The organism is Shimwellia blattae DSM 4481 = NBRC 105725 (genome assembly GCF_000262305.1).
GTDB classification, from domain to species: domain Bacteria; phylum Pseudomonadota; class Gammaproteobacteria; order Enterobacterales; family Enterobacteriaceae; genus Shimwellia; species Shimwellia blattae.
The window spans coordinates 2,466,341-2,491,360 of sequence record NC_017910.1 but is presented as its reverse complement, the minus strand read 5'-3'; the positions used below and the strand labels follow the sequence as shown (position 1 = coordinate 2,491,360).

The following is a 25,020-nucleotide window of genomic DNA, read 5'->3' as shown; positions in this document are numbered from 1 at the left end:
GATAATTAGATAACTAAGTATGCGCCTTCTTCCTGATGGCACGCAAATTATACGGGTATAAAACCTGAGCGGCTGACCACCGGAAAGTGTAAAAAAAGCCGCATGATGCGGCTTTTCGGATTAATAGAGTGAAGGGGCGCCCTCCGGGCGGGTCTTAAAGCGACGGTGCAGCCACATATACTGCTCCGGGGCCATCATGATGCACTTCTCCACAATTTTGTTCATCCAGGCGGCGGTCTCTTCCGGGGAGCCGAGGGGCGGGTTGTTTTCCGGCGGCAGGATGATCAGCTCGTAGCCTTTACCGTCCGGTTTACGGCGCGGCACGAAGGGCACAATACTGGCCTTCGTGGTTTTTGCCAGCATCCAGGTGCCGGGCGTGGTGGCGGCCTGTTCGACGGCAAATAACGGCGCAAAGACACTATTACGCGGGCCGTAGTCGTGATCCGGGGCGTACCAGATGATTTCGCCATTTTTCAGTGCGCGGATCATGCCTTTCAGATCTTTTCGGTCGAGCATGCTTTTGTTCGAGCGGGTTCTGCCCCAGGTCTGCAACCAGTCAATGACCGGGTTGTCGTTAGGGCGGTAGACCCCGATACCGGGCGTATGAATACCGAAAATACGCGCCCCCAGCTCCAGGGTCAGAAAATGCAGACCGATCAGCAAAATGCCGCGCTTTTCCGCCTGCAGGGCGCGGATCTCATTAACACCGCTGACATCGCACCAGCGCTTCATCCGCCAGTCGGGCCAGAACCAGGCCATGCCGGTTTCCATCACCCCCATCCCTACTGAGCGGAAGTTGCCGTCAACATGGCGCTGGCGCTCTGCTTCGCTCATCTCCGGGAAGCACAGCTCCAGATTCCGGTGGGCAATTTTTACCCGCCGTTTAAGTATTCGTTTTGCCAGAAAGCCAAGCCCGCAGCCAATGCGGTAAATAACCGGGTAGGGCAGCAACACGACCAGGTAGAGCGCAGCGATGCCAAACCAGGTCAGCCAGTAGCGGGGGTGTAAAAGTGAGCGGGTAAAACGCGGCAAATGGGTCATGACTATCCTGTAGTGCGGGATAAATTTCTTACCGGCTATTGTGACATTTTTTTGTGGCGCGCCAAAATATCCCGAAAGTAACTGATTGCTTTCTCAACAGAGGTTGATAAATATTTGGTGAATTGCTGAAAATGTAGCGCAAATTAAGTGGATGTAAAATACATCCTGCTGCTATAAGATGCCGCGACCGTTTTTCCCAGGAGCGTACACCATGCCAGTGTTACACAACCGAATTAACAATAATGCCCTGCGCGCCCAGGTGCAGGCGGACAATATTGCCCGTACCACCGTCTCTTTTTATAAATACTTCACCTTAAACGACCCGCAACAGGCCCGGGATACGCTCTACAGCGCGTTTACCGCCCTGGGGGTGCTGGGGCGCATTTATCTGGCCCGGGAGGGCATTAACGCCCAGATCAGCGTGCCCACCGCTAATCTGGAGGCCCTGCGCGCGACCATTTATCAGTTTGACCCGCACCTCGACGGGCTGCGGCTGAATATTGCGCTGGATGACGACGGTAAATCGTTCTGGGTGCTGCGCATGAAAGTTCGCGAGCGGATTGTGGCCGACGGCATTGATGATCCGACCTTTGACGCCAGCGCCGTGGGGGAGTACCTGGACGCGGCCGCGGTCAACGCGCTGGCAGAGGATCCGGATACCCTGTTTGTGGATATGCGCAACCACTATGAATATGAAGTGGGCCACTTTGAGAATGCGCTGGAAGTCCCGGCGGATACCTTCCGTGAGCAGCTACCGAAAGCCGTGGAAATGCTGGCACCGCACCGGGATAAAAATATCGTGATGTACTGTACTGGCGGTATCCGCTGTGAGAAGGCCAGCGCCTGGATGCGCCATAACGGCTTTAATAAGGTGTACCACATTGAAGGCGGGATCATTGAGTATGCCCGCAAAGCCCGGGAGCAGGGGCTGCCGGTGCGGTTCACTGGTAAAAACTTTGTCTTTGACCAGCGGATGGGGGAGCGCATCTCCGACGAGATTATCGCCCACTGTCACCAGTGTGGCGCCCGGTGCGATACGCACACCAACTGCGCGAATACCGGCTGCCACCTGCTGTTTATCCAGTGCCCGGCCTGCGCGGCGAAGTACCAGGGGTGCTGTAGCGAACGCTGCCGGGATGCGCTGGCATTACCGCAGGAGGCGCGCCACCGGGCCGGTCACGATACCGGGGAGCGGATTTTTAATAAATCCCGTGGCGCGCTCGATACCCTGCGCGGGGGCGTGGCACCCCGGCGGCGTTAGCCTGAGATCAGCAGGCGGCGCGGAGCGCCGGGCGATCCAGCCGGAACGGCGCCAGATCAAAGCCGGAAGGCTGCCCGCAGGCAAACTGGCAGGCTATCTCTCCCAGCACGCTGGCAAACTTAAAGCCGTGGCCGCTGAGCCCGGTTATCACCATCGCCTCCGGGATCCCGGGGAGGGTATCGACAATAAAGTTCCCGTCCGGGGTGTTGTCGTAGGTGCAGGCCTCCCCGAACAGGCAGCCGCCGATCCCGGGCAGGATCTGGCGCAGGAGCGGAAAGGCTTCTGCGCCGTCGCCGGGATGCTGACCAAAGGGCACCCGCTGCTCCGGGCGGCTGATCACCTGGCCGCCATTATGTTTGCCTGTTTTCAGGGCGTCATTCTCTGCCGGGAAACCGTAGAACTGGCTGCCGTCCGGCAGTTCGGCGGTAAAGGCCGGGAAGTGGTTGGTGGTGGCGAAGCGGCCATCGCCCTGGTACCAGGCGAACACCTTGCGAACCGGGGTTACGGGCAACCGGGGGTACAGCGTTTTTACCCATGTCCCGGCACTGAGCAATAATTTCCGGGCGCGGTATTCGCCTTCCGGCGTGGTGACCGCCACGCCACCGTCACCGGTGTTAATTGCGCTGACCGGGCAGTTAAAGAGCTGGGCGCAGCCTGCCTCCCGGGCCAGCCGGATCCAGGTTTCGACGGCTTTCTCGCTGTACAGGACGCCCGCGTCCGGCTCGTACAGGCCGATATAGTTGTCCGGCACGCTGATTTGCCCCCAGCGCTGGCGCAGCTGGGCGGCATCCAGCCGTTCAAGGGGCAGTGACCAGCGGCTGGCGCTGTGGGCAACGGTTGCCAGGAAGGAGGAATCCGCCGGGCCGAGGTTTAACACGCCGGTTTTGTCAAACACCGGTTCGCTACAGTGGGCCTGGAGTTCGCGCCATAGTTGTTGGGCGCGCAGTACCAGCGGTACATAGTATTCACCCTCGCCATAGGCGTGGCGCATCAGGCGCGTTGTTCCGTGGTGGCTGCCTTGCTTATGTGGCGGGTGTGCGGCATCGATCATCAGCACCCGTAACCCGGCGCGGGTAGCATAATACCCGGCAGCAGCACCAACAGATCCGCTGCCGACAACGATAAAATCATATTCCATTGTGTCAGGCCCATTATTTGGTGATGTAGTCAGCAGGGTAATTAACCGCAGGTTAACAGGCAAGAGACAATAATAAAAAAGGCACCCCACGGGGTGCCTGTAAAAATGCCACCGGTCTAATGCTTTCGGTAGTCATTTTCCTGGTAGTCGCTGGACTCTATTTTTGCAATACCAGCTTCAAGAATAGAAATAAACTGTCTGGCGACGTCTGTGGTAAGCCACAATGTCTGGCCAACCTCGGTTTCTTTCGTGTCTGGCTTGTTCAGTGTCAGGTAGTGCAGGCGTAGCATCAGCGCATCATAGCTGTCTACTGTGCTGATATCCCATCCGACGAGGGGATGTGTGTGGATGACTTCGTTATTTTTTTCCATCATAACCCCCTTAATACGTGTTAATGACAACGACAGCGAGGTTAATGCATTTTCTTCAGAAGCAACGTAATTATATCAGAGATTGGTCAGATGCGGTAAATAAATACTACAGCCGCGGGTGGTGAATTAATTTCCATTCCGATTGACAAATGAACAATTTGCCGCAAGGAGGGGCTATTCCGGTGCATAAAATGCGTATCTGATTATTTTTTCAGCGTGTCAGAGCAGGATTGAGAAAAAAAGAAATCTGAAAAAGCGCGGAATGATAAAAATAATGATTCATCATCAAAAAGGCCGGGCGGCGTGCCCGGCAAAAAAGAACGAACGTCATTTCAGAGCGACAGCGGGTCATCATATGGCGCAACGCCGCGTTCGTTCAGGAAACGGACCCGGTTATGCCGGGCTGAACCAGTCATCGGCGCTTTCCCAGGTTTCCTGGAGGATCTCGCTGATGCGGTCTTTGTCTTCTTTAGCGGCACCGATAACCGACAGGTTGTTACCGCTGGCGTAACGCACCTGCACATGGTTTTCGCTGTCAGCGTAGTGATGGTTGATACGCGCGGCCAGCTCCAGGCTGAGCGCATCAACGGCGCCCGGGGGGAGCACCGTCGTTCTGGCAATAGTGACCTCTACACGCATACTGATTCTCCCAAAAAAGATAACTGTATATTTATACAGTTATCCTGAGAGATTGGCAAGCAGTCAATGATGGGCGGTGAAATCAGGCGTCGGCCACTGACCAGGCCACACTTTCGCCCGCCAGGAAGGGAATGACCACATCATCACCGGCGGGGATCTCTGCCGGTACAGTTGTGGCCACGCGGCGCAGCTCAATGACGCCCTCATTAAGGGGTAAGCCATAGAAGCGCGGGCCGTTCAGTGAGGTGAAGGCTTCCAGGTGCTGGAGCGCCCCCATCTCTTCAAATACCGTGGCATAGGCACCCAGCGCCGAAGGGGCGTTAAAGCACCCGGCGCAGCCGCAGCTGGCCTCTTTGCGCAGCCGCCCGTGGGGGGCTGAGTCGGTGCCGAGGAAGACCCGCTCACAGCCGCTGGCAACCAGCTCACGCAGTGCCTGCTGGTGAACGTTACGCTTGAGGATGGGCAGGCAGTAGAGGTGCGGGCGGATCCCACCGGCCAGCATATGGTTACGGTTAAACATCAGATGCTGAGGGGTGATTGTGGCCCCCAGCAGGGCGTTACCGTCGCGCACATAGTGGGCCGCTTCCCGGGTGGTGATATGCTCGAATACCACCTTCAGGCCCGGCAGGCGCTGGCGCAGCGGCTCCATCACGCTGTCAATAAACCGCGCTTCACGATCAAAAATATCCACATCCGCATGGGTCACTTCACCGTGGATCAGCAGCGGCATGCCGATTTTTTCCATCCGCTCCAGCACCGGCATAATGGCGTCAATACTGGTCACCCCGTGGCTGGAGTTGGTGGTGGCGTTGGCCGGGTAGAGTTTTGCGGCGGTAAAGACCCCCTCCCGTGCTCCGCGCTCCAGCTCTGCCGGATCGAGCGTATCGGTAAGGTAGCAGGTCATCAGCGGTTCAAATTGCTGCCCGGCGGGCACCGCGTCCAGAATACGCTGGCGGTAGGCTATTGCGGCCTCAACGCTGGTAACTGGCGGCACCAGGTTCGGCATAACGATAGCGCGGCCGTAATGGGCACTGGTCCAGGGCACCACGGCTTTCAGCATTTCCCCATCCCGCAGGTGGATATGCCAGTCATCTGGGCGGCGAATTTTAAGAACCTGGTTGAAAACGGTCATCGGGTGAGCTCCGGCGTAAGAGGGACAGTTATGGCTGTTTTTTGCCGGGCACTAAGGATAAGCGGAAACGTTTTCGTTTGCACGTTTTTCCGTTAACAAAACCGGCAAACAGAGGCGGGGGGAGCCCCCCGCGACAGGGATCACTTCACAAACGGGATAACAATAGCGCCGGGTTTCACCTCCAGCCCTTTGGCATATTTCTTCGCCAGTGCTTCCCCTTTGCTGCGATCGGCGCTGAGTACATAGGCCGGTTGCTGGTTAAAATAGTTGCGCAGCGCCTGGTTAAGATACGGGGTGATGGTCTGGAGCACCGCCTGCATCTTTTCCGGTTTTACATCGGCGCTGGTCACTTCCATCTCCTGCAGATAGACCGCCCCCTGCTCCTGGTTAAATACCGGGTGGGCGCGCAGGGTGAGGCTGATTTGCGCCTTCTGGTTACCGAACAGTGAGGTCATATCCAGATCCGCATCCCCGGTGAGCATGACTTTATCCGGCTCACTGCGGCCAATCTGGCTGGCCAGATTACGCAGCGTAATGTGGGCGTTGGCAAGGCCCGGAACCCCGATATCCCGGGAGAAGTTATTCTGCTTCGCCAGGGCCTGGTTTATCTCCTGCTCGCTGACGGTGTATTGGGTTAGCTGGTTACATCCCACCACCAGTCCACTGATGAGCACTACTGCGGCGATAAAAAAACGCGTCATGTTTCTACTCCGGGCATCCGTTTATTCTGGTAACGTGCGCTGACGTTACGGGTGCAAAACATACAGTACAGGCGATCCCCTGCCGCTATCAGACAATAAAAAAAAACATTAATTCCCGGAGTTCCCGGCTTCCGGCATTTGGGAGGGCTGGTGGCGGGCGGAGAACTGCCACCACAGCGCCAGTAAGGTGATAAGCCCGATGGCCGCCAGCATCGCCCAGGGCAGCTCCGGCTGCCGGAGCTGTTTACCGGTGTCATACAGCCAGCCGCCGCCCGCGTAACCGAGCGCGCCGCCAATGGCCAGCCCCAGGCGGCTGAACCCCATATAACTGCCCCGGGCCCGGGCATCAGCCAGGGAGGCCCCCAGCGTTTCCCGGGCCGGTTCGGCAATAATGGAGCCGATGTAAAACAGGCAAATCAGGGAGAACAGCTGCTGAATATTGCTGGTCATGCCGATGGGCAGCATGCTCAGGGACATGACCAGTAACCCGGCCATCAGGCGCTGTTCAAGGCGGAAGTGCTTCTCGCTCCAGCGGGCTACCGGGTAGAGCAGGGTCAGGGAGAGGGCCGCCTCAATGGCGTACATCCATTTGACCATCGCCGGGGAGCCGGCGATTTCGTTAACCATAATCGGCAGCATCAGCATCACCTGTACCGCCAGCATATAGTACCCCGCAAGGGTCAGCACATAGGTTACAAAGCGCCGGTCGCGCAGTACCCGGCCCATGCCTTCACGCAGCGGGGTGCGGATGGTCGACAGCTTATAGGCTGGCAGCAGCCAGGCGTTAACGCCCGCACAGGCGACAAACATCAGGGCACCGGCACCGCACACCAGGCGGAAATCGTAATTGAGCAGCCAGCTTCCCAGCAGGGCGCCGATAACCGCCCCGGCGCTGTCCTGCATCATCAGGAGCGAGAAGAAACGCCCGCGATCCCGGGGGCGAATCAGCTTCACCACCAGGGCCGAGCGGGGGGGATCAAACAGCGTTCCGCCCAGCCCGGAAAGCACACAGGAGACCCACAGCAGCCAGGGTTCATGGGCGATAGCCATGGTGGCAAACCCGGCGGCGCGCAGCAGCATGCCGGTGACAATCATCGGACGTGCGCCGAAGCGGTCCGCAATCGCGCCGCCAAAGATCCCAAGCCCCTGCTGCACCAGCTGGCGCAGGCCGAGGGCGATCCCCACCATCAGGGCGGCCCAGCCCATCTGGTCAACAAAGCGGATGGAAATCAGAGGAAACACCACAAAAAAACCGAGCACCACAAGCATATTGTCAAGCAACAAAAAATATTTACCCAGACTTCTCGCCTGCGATACGGGGGCCATGCTGATACCTGAATATAAAAAGGAGGGAATCACCTATATTACCCTGACAGGCGATATTTTCCTGTAGGCTAAATGACAAGATTTTTTTATCGAAACGGCAGGTTGATTTGCCGGTTTAATCGAAAAGGGTGATCTGCTAATAATTACTGCCAGGATGTCTCCCTGAAAGCTATTGTGCCTGGTATATTGACGGGTATATCAATCCGCAGTGCGGGCCTGTCACGGGGACAGCCCATAAGGAGCAGCATAGAGATGTTCGGCTATCGTAGTAACGTACCAAAAGTTCGTCTGGTCACGGACCGGTTAGTGGTGCGGCTGATCCACGACAGGGACGCATGGCGCCTGGCCGATTATTACAGTGAGAACCGCCAGTTTCTGAAGCCCTGGGAGCCGGTGCGCGATGAAAGCCACTGCTACCCCTCCGGCTGGCAGGCGCGGCTGTCATTAATTAATGAGCTGCATAAGCAGGGCAGCGCGTTTTACTTCGCGCTGCTGGATCCGGAAGAGAAAACCATCCTCGGGGTGGCGAATTTCTCCAACGTGGTGCGGGGCTCGTTCCACGCCTGTTATCTGGGCTATTCGCTGAGTGAAAAAAGCCAGGGGCAGGGGCTGATGTTTGAAGCGCTCCAGGCCGCCATTCGCTATATGCAGCGCACCCAGCATATCCACCGGATCATGGCCAACTATATGCCGCACAATAAACGTAGCGGTGATTTACTGGCCCGGCTGGGATTTGAAAAAGAGGGCTATGCCCGGGATTATTTGCTGATAAACGGGGTCTGGCGGGATCACGTACTGACCGCGTTAACCACCCCCGACTGGGTCGCGGGCCGTTAAACGCATAAGGAGAGCGAAAGTTAATGAAGTACCAGCTAAGTGATGTTGAAGCACGTGTTATCGGCTGCGTGATGGAAAAACAGGTGACCACCCCGGATCAGTACCCGTTATCCCTCAATGCGGTAGTGAGCGCCTCTAACCAGAAAACCAACCGCGAGCCGGTGATGAACCTCTCTGAATCACAGGTGCAGTCAGTGCTGGATGAGCTGGTAAAACGCCACTATCTGCGCACGGTGAGCGGCTTTGGTAACCGGGTAACCAAGTACGAACAGCGGTTTTGTAATTCCGAATTTGGCGATCTGAAATTATCTGAAGCTGAAGTGGCGATTGTCACCACGCTGCTGCTGCGTGGCCCGCAAACGCCAGGGGAGCTGCGCACCCGGGCCGCCCGGATGTGTGAATTTTGCGATATGGCCCAGGTAGAGTCGACCCTGGAAGGGCTGGCGAACCGTGAAGATGGCCCCTATGTGGTGCGCCTGGCGCGCGAAGCCGGGAAACGGGAAAGCCGCTATATGCACCTGTTCTGTGGGGAGGTGGATCCTGCCCGGCTGAGTGCGCAACCGGCACCCGCCGCGCAGGGGGATGATCTTGCCGCGCGGGTCACACAGCTTGAAGAGGAGGTTGCCACCCTGCGCCAGCAGCTGGCACAACTGCTGGCGCAGAGCGAGGCGTAAGCGATGGGCTTATTACGTGTTGGCATCGTGGGGCTGGGAAATATCGCCCGCAAGGCCTGGCTGCCGGTGGTGGCAACCGCCAGCCAGTGGGAGGTGGCCGGTGCCTGGTCGCCCAACCAGCAAAAGGCCCGGGAGGTGTGTGCCGGGTATCGTATCCCCTGTATGGGCTCGCTCCGGGAGCTGGCGGCCGTGTGTGATGCGGTGTTTGTCCATACCAGTACCGCCAGCCATTATGCGGTCGTCAGTGAGCTTTTACAGGCGGGGGTTCATGTCTGTGTGGATAAACCACTGGCCGAGAGCCTGAGCGACGCACAGCGGCTGGTCGAGATGGCAAGCCTGCGTAAACTCACCCTGATGGTGGGGTTTAACCGGCGCTTTGCCCCCCTGTACCGGGAGCTGAAAACCCATATGGATGGCGCGGCATCACTGCGCATCGACAAGCACCGCACCGACAGTGTCGGGCCGCAGGATCTGCGCTTTACCCTGCTGGATGACTACCTGCACGTGGTGGATACGGCACTGTGGCTGAACGGGGATCGCGCCCATTTACAAAGCGGAATGCTGCAAACCAACGACGACGGCGAAATGCTGTTTGCCGAGCACCACTTTGCCTGCGAGCACCGCCAGATAACCACCGCCATGCACCGCCGGGCCGGAAGCCAGCGCGAGACAGTCCGCCTGGTGACTGACGGGGCCGTGTATGAGGTGAATGATATGCGCGACTGGCAAAGTGAGCAGGGGGGCATCATGACCCGGCGGCCCGTGCCCGGCTGGCAGAGCACCCTGGCCCAGCGCGGCTTTGAGGGCTGTGCCCGGCACTTTATTGAGTGTGTCAGTAATCAGACGGCGCCGGAAACCTCTGGTGAGCAGGCCATTCTAGCCCAGAGCCTGGTGGACCGTTTATGGCGGGAAGCCATGAGTGAATAATGGCCTGTAACAACTCCGGGTAGAATTTCTGCCGGGGTTGGGTAGACTAAGCGCTTCGCGAAATAGACCAGACGCCTGCATTGCAGGCGTCTGTGTTATGGATATAACGATAATGAACTTATTAAAATCGCTGGCGGCTGTCAGCTCGATGACGATGTTTTCCCGGGTGCTCGGTTTTGCCCGGGATGCCATTGTGGCAAGGATCTTTGGCGCCGGAATGGCGACAGATGCGTTTTTTGTGGCCTTTAAACTGCCGAATCTGCTGCGGCGTATTTTTGCCGAAGGAGCGTTCTCACAGGCTTTTGTGCCTATTCTTGCTGAATACAAAAGCAAGCAGGGGGAAGATGCCACCCGGGTATTTGTCTCCTATGTTTCCGGTTTGCTGACCCTGGCGCTGGCGCTGGTGACGGTACTGGGAATGCTGGCGGCCCCCTGGGTAATAATGGTGACCGCGCCGGGATTTGCCGACACGGCAGATAAATTCCAGCTGACCACCCAGTTACTGCGGGTGACCTTTCCTTATATTCTGCTGATTTCGCTGGCCTCCCTGGTGGGGGCTATTCTGAATACCTGGAACCGTTTCTCGGTACCGGCTTTTGCCCCGACACTGCTGAATATCAGCATGATCGGGTTTGCGCTGTTTGGCGCGCCTTATTTTCACCCGCCGGTGATGGCGCTGGCCTGGGCGGTGACTGTCGGGGGCGTGTTGCAGCTGTTCTACCAGCTGCCGCACCTGAAAAAGATTGGCATGCTGGTGCTGCCGCGTATCAGCTTTAAAGATGCCGGTGCGCTGCGGGTGGTCCGGCAGATGGGTCCGGCTATTCTCGGGGTGTCTGTCAGCCAGATCTCTCTTATCATCAACACCATTTTTGCCTCGTTTCTGGTTTCCGGTTCGGTCTCCTGGATGTATTACGCCGACCGGCTGATGGAGTTCCCTTCCGGGGTGCTGGGTGTGGCCCTGGGGACTATTCTGCTGCCCTCGCTGTCGAAGAGCTTTGCCAGCGGTAACCATGACGAATATAACCGGCTGATGGACTGGGGGCTGCGGCTCTGCTTCCTGCTGGCGCTGCCCAGTGCCGTGGCGCTGGGGATCCTTTCCGGGCCGCTGACCATTTCGCTGTTCCAGTACGGTAAATTTACGGCGTTTGATGCGGCCATGACCCAGCGGGCGCTGATTGCCTACTCGGTGGGGCTGATTGGGCTGATTGTGGTCAAAGTGCTGGCGCCGGGCTTCTATTCGCGCCAGGACATTAAAACGCCGGTGAAAATCGCTATTGTGACGCTGATCATGACCCAGTTAATGAACCTGGCGTTTATCGGCCCGCTGAAACATGCCGGTCTGTCGTTATCGATTGGTCTTGCGGCCTGTCTGAACGCCAGCCTGCTGTTCTGGCAGCTGCGTAAGCAGGATATTTTCCAGCCTCAGCCCGGCTGGCGCGGTTTTCTGGTGCGCCTGGTGGTGGCGGTAGTGGTGATGGCGGCCGTACTGCTCGGGGTTATGCAGGTGATGCCTGCCTGGGATATGGGCAGTATGCCGTGGCGGGTACTGCGCCTGCTGGGTCTGGTGATTGCCGGTGTTCTGGCTTATTTCGTGACGCTGGCCGTGCTGGGTTTCCGGGTGAAAGACTTTGCCCGCCGCACGCTGTAACCCTGTGTGAAGAAGGGGCGGGCCACGGTGCCCGCCCTGTTATCTGCCTGCTTCAGATGTGCTCCCCCGTATACTTCCCCATATAATCCGCTACTCTTGCTGACATACACCACCCGGCGCGTGCGCAGCTTGGCTGGCGCACGCTACCTGTATTACAGACAAAAAAAACCGGCCTGTGAACAGGCCGGTCTTAGTAGTGACACCGGGTCAGGTTACCTTATTGCGGCTTACCTGCTGGCGCGCTCGCCTGGTGGGTGGCGCTGTGGCCACCGGCGCTGCCTTCACCGTCGAAGGCAAAGGCCGGGCGCACCCAGTCACTGTGGCGCGGGGCTTCAGGCGTGTAGTGCGGCGCAGGCGCTTTGGTCATGGGGGCGCTTGCCAGACCGTGCAGCGCGTGGCTGACCTGAGCCGGGGCTTCCGTTACCGGTGCCGGTTTGGCTTGCGGAGCCGGTGCTGCGGGCGCTTCTTCGGCCTGAGCAGGCTGCGCTTCGCGGGCGACGACCGGCTCAGCAACAGGCTCTGCTACCGGTTCCGGGGCACTGACGACCGGCTCAGCCGCAGGGCGGGCTTCCGTTACCTGTGCGTTTTCGTCACGGGGTTCGGTCACATCACCACTGGCTATCGGTTCAGGCTGTGCGGCGGCCGGTGCTTCAGGCGCAATCTCAGCCGCCGGGGCTTCAGTTGCCTGCACGTCTGCTACCTGTACTTCAGCAGCAGGTTCTTCTACGGCCGGGGCGCGGGTTTCGGCGACCACCGGGGTCGGCTGCTCTGTGGCCTGCGTCTCATGGCTGGCTGGCAGTACGATCGGCTGGTCATTTGCCGTTTCAGTGACCACTTCCGCAATGTCTGCTTCCGGCTGGTGGCCAGTGGCGATGGGGTAGTGGATCCAGGCTTTACCAGAGGCCAGCTCCGGGGAGGCACAGGCAATGCTCAGCGGCATCGGTGAGTGGGTTGGGTAACGCTCGTCACGGTAGCGACGGCGACGCTGACCACTGACCCGCAGATGGCGCGGAGAGCGGCGTGAGCGGCGCGGCATCCCGGCGTTATCGCCGCGATTATCCTGCTGATGCTCGTTATGCTCTTCAGCCACTGGCGGAACCACTGCCGGAAGCACAGACGGATCGACCGGCTTCACCGTAGGCAGGGCGCGCATCTCTTCCGTTGCGGGCTGCTCTGTGGCTGCGGCAGGCTGGGCGTCGTTATCAAAACGCACTTTCCGGGTCAGCTGGCGCTGTTTACGGCGCGGCATTACCTGTACGCGTTCTTCCGGTGCGGCGGCGTCCTGCGGTGTGGCAACAGGCTGGGCCAGGGCCTCATCACGCTGCAGCGCTTTAACTTCCTGCTGGGCCTGGCGCTTATCGTCGCTGCGGCGGCGGTTACGCTCACGGCGCGGCTGCTGCTCACGCGGTTTTTCCTGCTCATCCGTGGTGCTCTGGCGGCTCTGCGGCTGGACATCGGCGTTTTGCGCCTGAGCCTGACGACGGTTGCGGCGGTTGTCCTCGCGGGGCTCCCGGTTGTCACGCGGCTCGCGGTTATCCTGGCGCTCTGCGCGGGTATCGCGGTTGTCCCGATCCTCCCGGCCGTTGCGATCGCTGCGGTCACGGCGGTTATTGTTGCGGTCGCGGCGATTGTTGTTACGCTCGCGACGCTCCTGCTGGCGCGGCTCCGCTTTGGGGGCTTTTACTTCCTCAACAACGGTTTCCACAACCGGCGCTTCGCCACCACCAAACAGGCGTTTTAATGCCGCAAAGAGGCGGCTGAACAGGCCAGGGGCCGCAGGCTGCGGCTGGGCTGCGCTGCTGGTTGCCGCCGGGGCGGTTCTGGCGGCAGGTTTTGCGGCCGTTTCGGCGGGCATCGGCGGTGCTTCTGGCATAATAAAGGCGGCCAGTGCGGGCTCTTCCGGCACTTTACGCTCAGCCTGCGGCTCGTCGAGCTCCTGCGCCATGGCCTCTTCGTGGATCTGCGGCAGCTTGTAGCTCAGTGCTTTGATCTCTTCGCCTTTGCGTACCCGCAGTACGTGGTAGTGCGGGGTTTCCATCTGATCATTGGGCACGATAATGCAGCGCACGCCGCCCTGGCGCTGCTCAATGGCGCTTACCGCTTCGCGTTTTTCGTTCAGCAGGTAAGAGGCAATCGGCACCGGAACAATGGCATGCACTTCATTGGTGTTCTCTTTGAGCGCTTCTTCTTCAATAAGGCGCAGAATCGACAGCGAAAGGGATTCGTTGTCGCGCACGGTGCCGGTGCCGCTACAGCGCGGGCACACGTGATGGCTGGATTCACCCAGCGACGGGCTCAGGCGCTGGCGGGACATCTCCAGCAGGCCGAAGCGGGAAATATGGCTTATCTGAATGCGGGCTCTGTCCTGGCGCACCGCTTCGCGCAGGCGGTTTTCTACCGCGCGCTGGTGGCGAACCGGGGTCATGTCGATAAAGTCGATGACAATCAGGCCGCCGAGGTCGCGCAGGCGCAGCTGGCGGGCGATTTCATCAGCCGCTTCAAGGTTGGTATTGAAGGCGGTTTCTTCGATGTCGCCACCGCGGGTGGCCCGGGCGGAGTTAATATCGATTGCGGTCAGCGCTTCGGTGCTGTCGATAACAATAGAGCCACCGGAGGGCAGGCGCACTTCACGCTGGAAGGCGGACTCAATCTGGGATTCTATCTGGTAGTGGCTGAACAGCGGAATTTCACCGGTGTAGAGCTTAATTTTGCTGCTGAAATCCGGGCGGCCCAGGGCGGCAATGTGCTGGCGCGCCAGCTCAAGGATTTTCGGATTATCGATAAGAATTTCGCCGATATCCTGGCGCAGGTAGTCACGGAACGCGCGCACGATAACGTTACTTTCCTGATGGATCAGGAACGGCGCCGGGCGGCTCTCTGCGGCTTTCTGGATAGCGTCCCAGTGTTTTAAACGGAAGCTCAGGTCCCACTGTAGCGCTTCGGCGGATTTACCCACCCCGGCGGTACGTACAATCAGGCCCATGCCGTCCGGCACTTCCAGAGACGCCAGCGCCTCTTTCAGTTCAGTACGGTCGTCGCCTTCGATCCGGCGGGAGATACCGCCCGCACGCGGGTTGTTCGGCATCAGCACCAGGTAGCTACCGGCCAGGCTGATAAATGTGGTTAATGCGGCGCCTTTGTTACCACGCTCTTCTTTGTCTATCTGAACGATAACTTCCTGGCCTTCACGCAGCACATCTTTGATGTTCGGACGACCATGGGAGGAATAGTTAGACGGGAAGTATTCGCGGGCAATTTCTTTCAGCGGGAGGAAACCATGACGCTCAGCACCGTAATCGACAAATGCGGCCTCAAGGCTGGGTTCAATACGGGTAATTTTGCCTTTGTAGATGTTCGCTTTTTTCTGTTCATGACCCGGGCTTTCGATATCCAGATCATACAGGCGTTGCCCATCAACAAGGGCGACACGCAACTCTTCCTGCTGAGTTGCGTTAATTAACATTCTTTTCATCGTAACTTACTCATTATTCTTACATTGACGACAAAGCTGCGGGCAGGATGACGCTGACCGGGAATTGACCGATGGCCTCGTGACTATTCGCAAAGTCGTCAACCTCACGGTTGTCGCTTGCATGGAGGCGCAAAGTATCGGCGGCCTGTAATTCAAACGGAAAAACAGTGCGCTTAAGTCCACGGAATATTCTGGGTGTTATTTCGCCAGATAAGATTCCATTTACCGGTTAGGCTGCAACCCGCAGCCCGCTAACTGCCTGAAATTCATAACGTCTTACGCCATTGCTGCGTGGCTGAATAGACAGGCAAAATTGGCAATTCCGCAAATTTCCTTGTTATTAACAAGCCTGAACGCGGAAAACTGACACATTATTCCACTGCATACCTTGTTATAGCAAGTTCACTTTTGCCATTTATCACAGGGTTTTTCACAGTTTTTTCACTGTCGGATCCTGAGTGGGTGAATAACACACAAAATGAACAGTTTCGCTGTGGTAAAACCTCGTGATCAACAATATAAGCATATAAAAAGAAGTAGCGCTATTGAGCCGGTAAATTTAGAATCGCCGCCCATGAAAACAGAGACGCAATCCGTAACTTTTGTTGCTATTTCCGCCGATGAGGCCGGGCAACGCATCGACAACTTTTTGCGCACCCAGTTAAAAGGCGTGCCCAAGAGTATGATTTACCGCATCCTTCGCAAAGGAGAGGTGCGGGTTAACAAAAAACGCATCAAGCCGGAGTACAAACTGCAGGATGGCGACGAAGTGCGCATCCCGCCGGTGCGGGTGGCTGAGCGTGATGAAGACGCGGTCTCTCCGCATCTGCAGAAGGTGGCGGCACTCAATGACGTTATCCTCTATGAAGATGACTATCTGCTGGTGCTGAACAAACCTTCCGGTACGGCAGTACACGGCGGGAGCGGCCTGAGCTTCGGGGTGATTGAAGGGCTGCGGGCTCTGCGCCCGGAGGCGCGCTTCCTTGAGCTGGTGCACCGCCTTGACCGGGATACCTCCGGCGTGTTGCTGGTGGCGAAAAAACGCTCGGCGCTGCGTTCGCTCCATGAACAGCTGCGCGAGAAGGGCATGCAGAAAGATTACCTGGCCCTGGTGCGCGGCCAGTGGCAGTCCCATGTTAAAGAGGTGCAGGCACCGCTACTGAAAAATATTCTTCAGAGCGGCGAGCGCATTGTGCGGGTCAGCCAGGAGGGTAAGCCCTCCCAGACACGCTTTAAGGTTGAAGAGCGTTATGCCTTTGCCACCCTGGTGCGCTGTAGCCCGGTGACCGGGCGTACCCACCAGATTCGTGTGCATACGCTCCATGCGGGGCACCCGATAGCATTTGACGATCGCTACGGGGACCGGGAGTTTGACAAGCAGCTGACGGACGCGGGCACCGGGCTGAACCGTCTGTTCCTGCACGCTGCAGCGCTGAAGTTTACCCACCCGAACACCGGGGAGGTGATCCGCATTGAAGCACCTATGGACGAGCAGCTTAAGCGCTGCCTGAAGGCTTTACGCCGCGTTTCCTGAGTGCCCTAAAGTCCCGGCTTCGGCCGGGTAAGCCCGGCTGTTTCCCCCTCATTTTCCTTGTGACAAATGTCATAGGTTCCGCGCAGCTTTGCCTGAATAATAATCGAGAATGATTCTCATTATTGCAAAGGGAAGGGTGCATGGAAAACTACGCTACCGGGCAGGTGCTGCCCTACAGATTACTTTGTCTGACGCTGTGCCTGGCCTGCGGGGGGGAGGCCAGGGCCACCGGGGAGACGATTGTTGTCAGAGCCGAAGACCGGCGGGAAAAGTTTCGACGGCTCGCCCCGGACTATTCGCAGGAAAAGCGAAAACTGGAGCGGATTGCCGGAGGCAGCAATCTTGTGGCTATCGACGAAGAGAACCGGCTGGCAACGTTGCAGGACGCGCTGGATTATCAGCCTGGCGTGTTAATCCAAAACTTCTTTGGTGGGCTGGATCAGCCGCGGTTGAATATTCGTGGCTCAGGTGTTCAAAGTGCACCACTTTCAAACGGCGTGCTGCTGCTACAGGATGGCCTGCCGGCAACGGACGCTGACGGAAGTTTCCATATCAGCACGCTGGATATGCGTGAGGCGCGCCTTGTCAGCGTGCGCCGCGGCGCCAACAGCATCAATCCTCAAAGTAACAGTCTCGGCGGCGAGCTGGATCTTATCTCCTACACCGGGCGCGATGAGAACGGACGAGTTCGCTATGAATATGGGTCATTCGGGCGGGAAGGTTTTCAGGGCGCGTTGGGCGGTCTGAATGAACAGTACGGCGTTGATGGCCGGTTGGCCGTTACCATGGACCGCTTTGCAGGTTACCGTAAGCATTCTGCCTCTCAGCGGAAAACCGTCAGGAGTAATCTGGGTTACCGGACAGACAATTTTGAAAACAGAACCTGGTTTGGCTGGACCGATCTGCGCTTTGACGTTGCTGGCCCCGTTTCACCGGCGGTGTTGAAAAAGGATCCTAAAGATGTTTATCCGATGGTTAACCTGCGTGATCCGCACCGCAACGTGCAGCAGGCCAGGGTGGCAAACCGGTCAGGCTGGCAGGGCGATAACCAATGGCTGGACATCGGCCTGTGGTACATAAAGACCCACGATAACTTTGTTACCCCGGCGAATTACCGCTTAAGCAACAGTGACTCGGAGGGCGTACAGATTAGCTATGCTCTGGAAACAGGGCCGATAACCTGGCAGGCCTCGACATCATGGGATCATATGAATCTGGATCGCATACTGCTCCAGAACCGTCGGGGTACGGCCGCGGATAAAAAAAGCATCGGGAATTATAAAGGTCGGGCCGAAAATATTTACGGGACACTGGGTGCTGGCTGGAAAATGAGCCACACGTTATTGCTTAATCTCGATCTAAAAGGCACCCATGCACGCCGTGATGTTAACGCCAAAAAAACCGGAGACTCACTGGATCAGGCCTGGACATTCTGGACGCCCAAAGCTGGGTTGATCTGGCAGGCAGCCGACAACCAGCGATTGTTTGCCAACGTCAGTTCCAGCTATGAGCCAGCGACGTTTAATCAGATAATCAGTCCAGGCAAGGGTGAGCTGGTACCTCTTGCTCCCCAGCGAGGCCTGACCTGGGAGATTGGGGGCGAAGGGCAGCTCTTTACCGACATGAACTGGCAGCTGACGCTTTATCGCAGCACGATAAAAGATGAATACATCACCACCTATGACCCTCAGGGCAATGCTGTGGGGGTATTCAATTATGCGGCGAAAACGCGACATCAGGGTCTGGAGGCGGGGCTGACCGGACTTGTGCCTGCCGGGCCGGGGGATATGGAGTACCGTTTATCATGGACATGGAGTGATTTCCGCTTTATGGGCGGCGAATACAACCGCAAATACATTGCCGGTATTCCCCGTAATATGGTGGCCGGTGAAGTGCTGTATAAATGGGGCGACTGGTCTTTGGGGCCCAGTCTCCACTGGTCGCCGACCGATGCGGCCGTCGACCATGGTAACCATCTCAATATTCAGCGGCGCGAACGTTATGCGGTGCTGGGGGTGAAAGCCAGCTATAAAGACAGCAGAGGCTGGTCAACTTACCTTGCTCTGGATAACCTGGCCAATAAGCGCTATGCCACAACATCCGTCGCCAACCGCAGCGTTTCGAAAAATGACAGCACCCTTTTCCCCGGTATGGGGTTCAGCGTGAATGGGGGGATAACCTACAGTTTCTGAGCCTCTCTTACAGCAGGGGGACATTCGCCCCTGCTTCAGGAAATACTCAAAACATCCGCCTCGCTGAGGCGCTAATATCAAGCAAATAATCCCCGTTTCTGATGATAACGAGCCCCGGCTGAATCTCAATGACGCCCTTGCGCCGCCAGCCCGAGAAAAGGCGGCTCAGCGTCTCATAGCGGATCCCAAGCCTTGCCGCCAACTGAGCCCGGGACAGAGGCAGGTGAAGCTGCTGGCTCTCCTGCTGGCACTGGAGTTCGATAAGCCACGCGGCCAGCCGCTGCTCCGCCGAGCTGGAGGTCAGCCAGTCAATATGATTGATATTCTCGTAGAGCTTGCTGCTGAAGTGGACTAACAGGCGCTGCATGAGTTGGGGATTCCCCAGGCAGACCCCGAGTATTTCATTTCTACCCAGCAGCAACAGTTCCACCGGGCCTCTGGCTCGCACATTCATTGGGTAGCGGTTATGCGGCATAAAGATGGCCGCAATGGCAACCACATCATATCTGCGGAAGATGCCGAATATCTTTTCTTCACCGAACCAGGTATGCCGGAAAACCTCAACTTGCCCTGACAGGATGCACGGACAGTGGCAGAGCCGCTCGCCTTCACGTCTGATTATCTCTCCGGCCTGATAATGCAGATGCTCGCAGTTGGCGGCCAGGCGCATGATTTCTTCATCAGATAAATCGCCGAAAAGCTCGGTTGCGCGTAGCGCCGTATAGGCTTTTTTTTCCAGCAGCGCGGTTTTGACAATTGTCATAGGCGTCCTCCATTTGCCGGGCATAGAATGCTAAATCATAAATGATAACCATTCCCATCTAAACGAGGGTGCATGATCAATCCCGTCAAGACCGCTTTTCAAACGCCATTTGGCGCGGCCGCATTACTGGCGGCGTCGACCGTCTGTCACGCGGAGACCGCCACAAATTTCACTGATATGTCGCAGCGCGAAGTGGCGCTGGAAAAACCTGCCGGGCGTATTGTCGTGATCCCCATCCCCGCAGCGTCAATGCTGGTCGGTATGGATGGCGGGACGCAAAAGCTGGTGGGTATGCATCCGTTTGCCAGTGTCGCCGCCAGGGAAGGCATGCTGAACCAAATGTTTCCTGACGTACTGAACGTTCGTAGCGACACGGTAGGCAACAACTTTGTGCCGAATATAGAGACTCTACTGAACGTTAAGCCCGATTTTGTCTGGCAGTGGGGGCACCGCGGGGAGGATATCATTGTGCCTTTAACCAACGCCGGGCTAACTGTCGCCACGCTGAATTATGGCAAGGAGGTCTGGACGCAGCGCTGGATACAGCTGATGGGGGTGACGCTTAAGCAGGAGCAGAAGGCGGCAGAAATGATTGCCTGGCGCGAAAAAACGATCGCCGACATTCAGGCAGTGACCGGGGGGATTGCAGCCCCCCAGCGCCCGCGGGTTCTCTATCTATCCCGCTTTAATGACGGGATCCAGACCTTTGGCTCCACCTCGCACAATAATTTTGATATCGACTTAGCCGGGGGAATCAGCCTCAACAAAGAGGTGACCGGCGCCCGAACGCTAAATATTGAGCAGGTACTGCTTTGGGATCCCGATGTGATTTTGTTGGGCAATTTTGAAGCGGGCCTGGTGCCGGAGGATGTCTATCGCCATCCGCTGTTAAGCAGCGTGCGGGCGGTTAAGCAGCAGCGGGTCTACAAACTCCCGATCGGCGGGTTCATTTGGGATGCCCCGAATCAGGAAACCCCGCTCTACTGGCAGTGGCTGACGATGATTCTGCATCCGCAAAAGTTCAGCCTGCCGCTACGCGAGGAGATCCGACAGCGTTACTGGCAGCTTTACCGCTACGCCGTCAGCGATGAACAACTCGACGCCATTTTGCAAATGCCCGTCAACCGGGCTTCGCAGGGGTATTTTGAGCTGATGAGAAGGTAGCCCTGTATGAGCGTTCCGATGTTAAAAAATGGCGGTATTTGGGGGCTGGGGCTGTTCTTGCTGCTGGCTGCGCTGATAGGCGGACTGAGCATTGGCCGCTATCCGGTTGCGTTGAGCCACGTCTGGCAAATACTGCTGGATGCGGTTTTCATCGGGGACAATTCCGACCCCGACTGGAGTCCGACTGACGGTAAGGTCGTGCTGTACGTGCGTATGCCGAGAGTGTTGATTGCCGCGCTGGTTGGCGCAGGGCTTGCGGTAAGCGGAGCCGCGCTGCAAGGGATCTTTAAAAACCCGCTGGTAGGCCCTCAGATTCTGGGCGTTTCCTCCGGTGCCGCCTTTGGCGGCGTACTGGCGATTTTCTTTTTCTCATCGATGATCCTGACCGTCAGCCTGGCTTTTCTGGGTGGCGTTGCGGCTATTTTCCTGGTCTTTGTGCTCGGGTTTCGACGCGGAGGCGAGAGCCTGCTGATGCTGATCCTGGCCGGAGTGGTGATTAACGCCTTTTTTGCCGCCCTGATCTCATTGATGACCTATTTTGCCGATCCTAATAATACTCTGCAGGCCATCGTTTTTTGGCTGATGGGCAGCTTCGCGTCGGCCACGTATGACAAGTTATGGCTGGTCCTGCCGGTAATTACACTCTGTAGCCTGCTCATTTTTACGTTGCGCTTTCGCATCAACGTGCTGTCGTTGGGGGAGGGGGACGCCCGGGCGCTGGGCATGCCGGTCAACATGACTCGCTGGACGGTGCTGCTGTGCGTCACCCTGATGACCAGCGCAACGGTGGCTATTTCCGGCACCATCGGCTGGGTTGGGTTGATTATTCCCCATATGGCGCGCTTTATCGTCGGGCACGATCATCGTCGGCTTATCCCGGCCTCGGCCTTGCTCGGAGCCTCTTATATGGTGGCCGTAGATACCCTGGCGCGTAGCGTGACCAGCGCGGAGATCCCTCTGGGCGTCATTACGGCGCTGATCGGCGCGCCCATTTTTGCCGCGTTGCTCCGGAGCGTAAATAAACGGAGATACGCGTGATGATTAACGTGAAAAATTTGTCGTTCTCTATCGGGACACGGCCGCTGTTTGATTCCCTCAGCTTCAGTGTTCCTGAAGGCCAGGTTTGCGCAGTTCTGGGCGCAAATGGCCGGGGTAAAACAACGCTGCTGCGACTTATTCTTGGGCTGGACGCCTGTCAACAGGGCGAGATTGAACTCGCCGCAGACGCCGCCTTTGTACCGCAGTTAGCGGAAAGCCCGTTCAGCTATGACGTGGCGACCATGGTCAGCATGGGGCGCGTTCGCCGCCTGCCGTGGTACGCGGTGCCGGGAAAGAAAGATCGAGAAATCGTTGCTGAGTGCCTTGCCTGGCTGGGGCTGAGCATGCTGGCTGAACAACCCTTTAATCGCCTGAGCGGCGGGGAAAAGCAAAGGGTGATGATTGCCCGTGCCCTGGCCTGCGAACCGCGCATTCTGCTCCTTGATGAGCCGACTTCGGCGCTGGATCTGCATAACCAGGACAATGTGCTGAGCGTGTTGAAAACGCTAGCCGCAGAACGCGGTATGACGATTTTATTCACCAGCCACTCCCCGCAGCATGCGCTCCACGTCGCTGATTACGCGCTGATGCTCTGGCCCGGCAGTGGTGCCGAGTTTGGCCAGGTGCCGCAGGCTATCACTGAAGAACGGCTGCAGCGCCTGTATCAGATCCCCATTGCGTTAACCGATGTGGTTCGTGAGGCGCGCGCCGTTCGCGGCGTAGTCCCTCTGTTTCGTTAAATAAGAATGGAGAATGTTATATGCAAAAGAACGGCATTGGCGCCAGCGAGGCGCTTCAGCTTTCAGGGCTAATTACCTTAACGGAGCAGGGGATTGCCAGCCGGGTGCTGGCAAAAAACGCCAGCGGAAACCTGACGCTGTTTGCTTTCGATCGGGGACAAACGATTTCAGAGCATCGGGTTCCTTTTGAGGCCGTCGTTATTGTCATTGAGGGGCAGGTGGTACTGACCATCGAGGGCACGGCGGTCAGCGTTGGGGCCGGCGATATCCTTAGAATGCCTTCGGGTGCCCCTCACTCGCTGGAAGCAATCGAGCCTTCGAAAATGCTGCTGGTGATGCTCAAAAATGTCCCAATGGTGCAAGAGGCTGCGGTATGAATCCATCCAGTAACGGCGGCCATGAGGCTGGGCATAAATTTCTTGCCAGGCTGGGTAAAACGCGCCTGCGTCCGGGAGGGAAAAAAGCCACGGAATGGCTGCTGGCTTCGTCGGCGCTGGGGCCGGATAAAAAAGTGCTGGAAGTGGCCTGTAATATGGGGACCACGTCGGTGGGCATTGCGGAACGCTTTGGCTGCCAGGTTATCGGTATCGATATGGACAGTGCTGCCCTGCAAAAGGCGCAGCAGGCGATAGACGCCCGGGGGGTGTCGAGTCTCGTAACAGTGCTATTAGCCGATGCCTCAAAGCTCCCTTTTGAGGATGAAGCGTTTGACGTGGTGATTAACGAGGCGATGCTGACGATGTACGCCGACAAGGCGAAACGGCATCTTCTGGATGAATATTTACGGGTACTGAAGCCCGGTGGATTGTTGCTGACTCACGATATTATGCTGCAGGATCCCTCAGGGGCTGAAGATGTGGTTGCCCGGATGCGCAAGGCGATCAACGTTAACGCCCAGCCGCTGAGTCTGCAGCAGTGGCTGGGGCTGTTTGAGGAAGCCGGATTTCGCGACATTCAATATAATAGCGGCGGGATGACGCTGCTATCACCGCGAGGATTAATTTATGACGAAGGCCTTCCGGGCGCGCTTCGCATTGTGCGAAATGCGCTGAAAAGGGAGAACCGCAAGCAGTTCCTGAGGATGTTTAAAACCTTCCGCAGCAACAGCGATCGGCTCAGGTATATCGCTGTACGTGCGGTTAAGTAAGCCTCTGCCAGCCCGCTGCTAAAGAAGCAGCGGGTTGCACCCCTCGTTGCGCAGCATGGCGCACAGGGCGATAAGCGGCAGCCCCACCAGGGTATTGGGATCCCGCCCGTCCAGTTTGTTGAACAGGGTTATCCCGAGCCCTTCGCTCTTGAAGCTGCCCGCACACTGTAGCGGCTGCTCTTTGGCAACATAACGGCGGATTTCGTCATCGGTCAGGTGGCGAAAGTGCACGTCAAAGGGCTCCACTTCGGTTTGTAAATGACCATTTTGTGAATTAAAAAGCGCCAGTCCGGTATAAAAAGTGACTATTTTCCCCCGGGCGCTACATAATTGAGTAATGGCATTTTCGGCGGTGTGGGGTTTGCCGGTGATTTTATTATCGATAACGCAAACCTGATCGCTGCCAATAATAAGATGGGCCGGAAACTGGTGGCGTAGCGCCTGCGCTTTTGCCTGTGCCAGGCGTTGCACCAGGTGGCGGGGATCTTCCCCTGCAAGGGGCGTTTCATCGACCTGCGGCGCAGCGCACTGAAAGGGAATGGCCAGCTTTTCCAGCAGCATGCGACGAAAAGGTGAGGTGGAGGCCAGGACTATCGGTTTCATATTTTTACAACCACATATAGCGTATCGGTAACAGGCATTTTAAACTGTGCGCCGCAATGTGTGCGAATAATTGGCAAAAGGCCCGCTGTACCGCCTTTTTCTTTGACTATAGCCCGCTACAACGTTAATATGCGCGCCCTATGCAAAAAGTAAAATTACCCCTGACGCTTGATCCGGTTCGTACCGCTCAAAAACGCCTCGACTACCAGGGTATCTATACCCCGGCTCAGGTTGAGCGCGTGGCCGAGTCTGTCGTCAGTGTAGACAGTGATGTGGAGTGCTCCATGAACTTCGCTATCGATAACCAGCGCCTTGCCGTGATCAACGGTGATGCGAAGGTGACGGTAACGCTGAACTGTGAACGCTGCGGGAAACCGTTTTCACATCAGGTCTATACGCAGTATTGTTTCAGCCCGGTTGCCAATGACAAACAGGCTGAGGCACTCCCGGAAGCGTATGAACCGATCGAGGTTAACGAGTTCGGTGAAATCGATCTGCTGGCAATGGTGGAGGATGAAATTATTCTCTCCTTACCGGTGGTTCCGGTGCATGATTCTGAACACTGTGAAGTGTCCGAGGCGGACATGGTCTTTGGTGAACTGCCAGATGAGGCAAAAAAACCAAACCCATTTGCCGTATTAGCCAGTTTAAAGCAAAAGTAATTGAGGAGTA

At 57.3% G+C, this 25,020-nt stretch carries 23 protein-coding genes; 13 read left to right on the top strand and 10 right to left on the bottom strand.

Going from position 1 to position 25,020, the window contains the following annotated elements; translation table 11 throughout:
- Nucleotides 1-120: 120 nt before the first annotated feature.
- Nucleotides 121-1,041: a Kdo(2)-lipid IV(A) acyltransferase gene (locus EBL_RS11760; RefSeq protein ID WP_002440199.1), complete on the bottom strand. Its 921-nt coding sequence runs from the start codon at nucleotides 1,039-1,041 to the stop codon at nucleotides 121-123.
- A 211-nt stretch (nucleotides 1,042-1,252) separates the two neighbouring features.
- On the opposite strand from EBL_RS11760, the gene trhO reads away from it, so the two are divergent.
- On the top strand, nucleotides 1,253-2,302 hold the full coding sequence (trhO, locus tag EBL_RS11755) for an oxygen-dependent tRNA uridine(34) hydroxylase TrhO (protein ID WP_002440201.1): 1,050 nt from the start codon (nucleotides 1,253-1,255) through the stop codon (nucleotides 2,300-2,302).
- A 7-nt stretch (nucleotides 2,303-2,309) separates the two neighbouring features.
- Here trhO and solA read toward each other — a convergent pair whose 3' ends face one another.
- The 6 genes from solA to mdtH form a co-directional block, all read right to left on the bottom strand.
- Complete coding sequence (gene solA / locus EBL_RS11750) at nucleotides 2,310-3,440, bottom strand: N-methyl-L-tryptophan oxidase (protein WP_002440203.1); 1,131 nt, start codon at nucleotides 3,438-3,440, stop codon at nucleotides 2,310-2,312.
- Between the two features lie 116 nt (nucleotides 3,441-3,556).
- Nucleotides 3,557-3,811: a biofilm formation regulator BssS gene (gene bssS / locus EBL_RS11745; RefSeq protein WP_002440204.1), complete on the bottom strand. Its 255-nt coding sequence runs from the start codon at nucleotides 3,809-3,811 to the stop codon at nucleotides 3,557-3,559.
- 393 nt (nucleotides 3,812-4,204) lie between these two features.
- On the bottom strand, nucleotides 4,205-4,450 hold the full coding sequence (dinI, locus tag EBL_RS11740; protein WP_002440205.1) for a DNA damage-inducible protein I: 246 nt from the start codon (nucleotides 4,448-4,450) through the stop codon (nucleotides 4,205-4,207).
- An 82-nt stretch (nucleotides 4,451-4,532) separates the two neighbouring features.
- Nucleotides 4,533-5,582: a dihydroorotase gene (gene pyrC / locus EBL_RS11735; protein ID WP_002440207.1), complete on the bottom strand. Its 1,050-nt coding sequence runs from the start codon at nucleotides 5,580-5,582 to the stop codon at nucleotides 4,533-4,535.
- A 140-nt stretch (nucleotides 5,583-5,722) separates the two neighbouring features.
- Nucleotides 5,723-6,283, bottom strand: coding sequence for a lipoprotein (locus EBL_RS11730; RefSeq protein ID WP_002440208.1), 561 nt, complete (start codon nucleotides 6,281-6,283; stop codon nucleotides 5,723-5,725).
- A 108-nt stretch (nucleotides 6,284-6,391) separates the two neighbouring features.
- Nucleotides 6,392-7,609 carry a multidrug efflux MFS transporter MdtH gene (gene mdtH / locus EBL_RS11725; protein WP_002440209.1) on the bottom strand — a complete coding sequence of 406 codons (1,218 nt, stop codon included), beginning with the start codon at nucleotides 7,607-7,609 and terminating at the stop codon, nucleotides 6,392-6,394.
- 252 nt (nucleotides 7,610-7,861) lie between these two features.
- On the opposite strand from mdtH, the gene rimJ reads away from it, so the two are divergent.
- The 4 genes from rimJ to murJ all read left to right on the top strand — a co-directional run bounded on the left by rimJ (nucleotide 7,862) and on the right by murJ (nucleotide 11,695).
- A complete protein-coding gene (rimJ, locus tag EBL_RS11720; RefSeq protein WP_002440210.1) occupies nucleotides 7,862-8,446 on the top strand; it encodes a ribosomal protein S5-alanine N-acetyltransferase in 585 nt (194 codons plus the stop codon).
- A gap of 23 nt (nucleotides 8,447-8,469) precedes the next feature.
- Nucleotides 8,470-9,120, top strand: coding sequence for a YceH family protein (locus EBL_RS11715; protein ID WP_002440211.1), 651 nt, complete (start codon nucleotides 8,470-8,472; stop codon nucleotides 9,118-9,120).
- Between the two features lie 3 nt (nucleotides 9,121-9,123).
- Nucleotides 9,124-10,047 (top strand): Gfo/Idh/MocA family protein, encoded by a 924-nt coding sequence (locus EBL_RS11710; protein WP_002440212.1) that lies wholly within the window; start codon nucleotides 9,124-9,126, stop codon nucleotides 10,045-10,047.
- Between the two features lie 112 nt (nucleotides 10,048-10,159).
- On the top strand, nucleotides 10,160-11,695 hold the full coding sequence (gene murJ / locus EBL_RS11705; protein WP_002440213.1) for a murein biosynthesis integral membrane protein MurJ: 1,536 nt from the start codon (nucleotides 10,160-10,162) through the stop codon (nucleotides 11,693-11,695).
- Between the two features lie 217 nt (nucleotides 11,696-11,912).
- On the opposite strand, the gene rne is transcribed toward murJ, so the two are convergent.
- Nucleotides 11,913-15,167: a ribonuclease E gene (rne, locus tag EBL_RS11700; RefSeq protein WP_002440214.1), complete on the bottom strand. Its 3,255-nt coding sequence runs from the start codon at nucleotides 15,165-15,167 to the stop codon at nucleotides 11,913-11,915.
- A gap of 574 nt (nucleotides 15,168-15,741) precedes the next feature.
- Here rne and rluC point away from each other — a divergent pair.
- The gene (gene rluC / locus EBL_RS11695) at nucleotides 15,742-16,701 is read left to right on the top strand and encodes a 23S rRNA pseudouridine(955/2504/2580) synthase RluC (protein ID WP_002440215.1); all 960 of its coding nucleotides are present in this window, start codon (nucleotides 15,742-15,744) and stop codon (nucleotides 16,699-16,701) included.
- A gap of 140 nt (nucleotides 16,702-16,841) precedes the next feature.
- A complete protein-coding gene (locus EBL_RS11690) occupies nucleotides 16,842-18,893 on the top strand; it encodes a TonB-dependent receptor family protein (RefSeq protein ID WP_002440216.1) in 2,052 nt (683 codons plus the stop codon).
- A gap of 46 nt (nucleotides 18,894-18,939) precedes the next feature.
- Here the strand turns inward: EBL_RS11690 and EBL_RS11685 are convergent, their stop codons facing one another.
- A complete protein-coding gene (locus EBL_RS11685; RefSeq protein ID WP_232001857.1) occupies nucleotides 18,940-19,680 on the bottom strand; it encodes a Crp/Fnr family transcriptional regulator in 741 nt (246 codons plus the stop codon).
- A 48-nt stretch (nucleotides 19,681-19,728) separates the two neighbouring features.
- Between EBL_RS11685 and EBL_RS11680 the strand changes: the two genes are divergently transcribed.
- Genes EBL_RS11680 through EBL_RS11660 form a run of 5 tightly spaced genes read left to right on the top strand, consistent with a single transcriptional unit; the run spans nucleotide 19,729 to nucleotide 23,745 of the window.
- Nucleotides 19,729-20,820: an ABC transporter substrate-binding protein gene (locus EBL_RS11680; RefSeq protein WP_002440218.1), complete on the top strand. Its 1,092-nt coding sequence runs from the start codon at nucleotides 19,729-19,731 to the stop codon at nucleotides 20,818-20,820.
- Between the two features lie 6 nt (nucleotides 20,821-20,826).
- Nucleotides 20,827-21,858, top strand: a complete 1,032-nt coding sequence (locus tag EBL_RS11675) for a FecCD family ABC transporter permease (RefSeq protein WP_002440220.1) — start codon at nucleotides 20,827-20,829, stop codon at nucleotides 21,856-21,858.
- Nucleotides 21,858-22,598: an ABC transporter ATP-binding protein gene (locus EBL_RS11670; protein ID WP_002440222.1), complete on the top strand. Its 741-nt coding sequence runs from the start codon at nucleotides 21,858-21,860 to the stop codon at nucleotides 22,596-22,598. Before EBL_RS11675 ends, EBL_RS11670 begins: the two co-directional genes overlap by 1 nt.
- 20 nt (nucleotides 22,599-22,618) lie before the next feature.
- Complete coding sequence (locus EBL_RS11665; protein WP_002440223.1) at nucleotides 22,619-22,975, top strand: cupin domain-containing protein; 357 nt, start codon at nucleotides 22,619-22,621, stop codon at nucleotides 22,973-22,975.
- A complete protein-coding gene (locus EBL_RS11660; protein ID WP_002440224.1) occupies nucleotides 22,972-23,745 on the top strand; it encodes an SAM-dependent methyltransferase in 774 nt (257 codons plus the stop codon). The genes EBL_RS11665 and EBL_RS11660 overlap by 4 nt, the downstream gene beginning before the upstream one ends.
- 18 nt (nucleotides 23,746-23,763) lie before the next feature.
- On the opposite strand, the gene EBL_RS11655 is transcribed toward EBL_RS11660, so the two are convergent.
- Nucleotides 23,764-24,348 (bottom strand): Maf family protein, encoded by a 585-nt coding sequence (locus EBL_RS11655; RefSeq protein WP_002440225.1) that lies wholly within the window; start codon nucleotides 24,346-24,348, stop codon nucleotides 23,764-23,766.
- 140 nt (nucleotides 24,349-24,488) lie between these two features.
- Here EBL_RS11655 and yceD point away from each other — a divergent pair, with 140 nt between their 5' ends.
- Nucleotides 24,489-25,010, top strand: a complete 522-nt coding sequence (yceD, locus tag EBL_RS11650; protein ID WP_002440226.1) for a 23S rRNA accumulation protein YceD — start codon at nucleotides 24,489-24,491, stop codon at nucleotides 25,008-25,010.
- Nucleotides 25,011-25,020 lie beyond the last annotated feature (10 nt).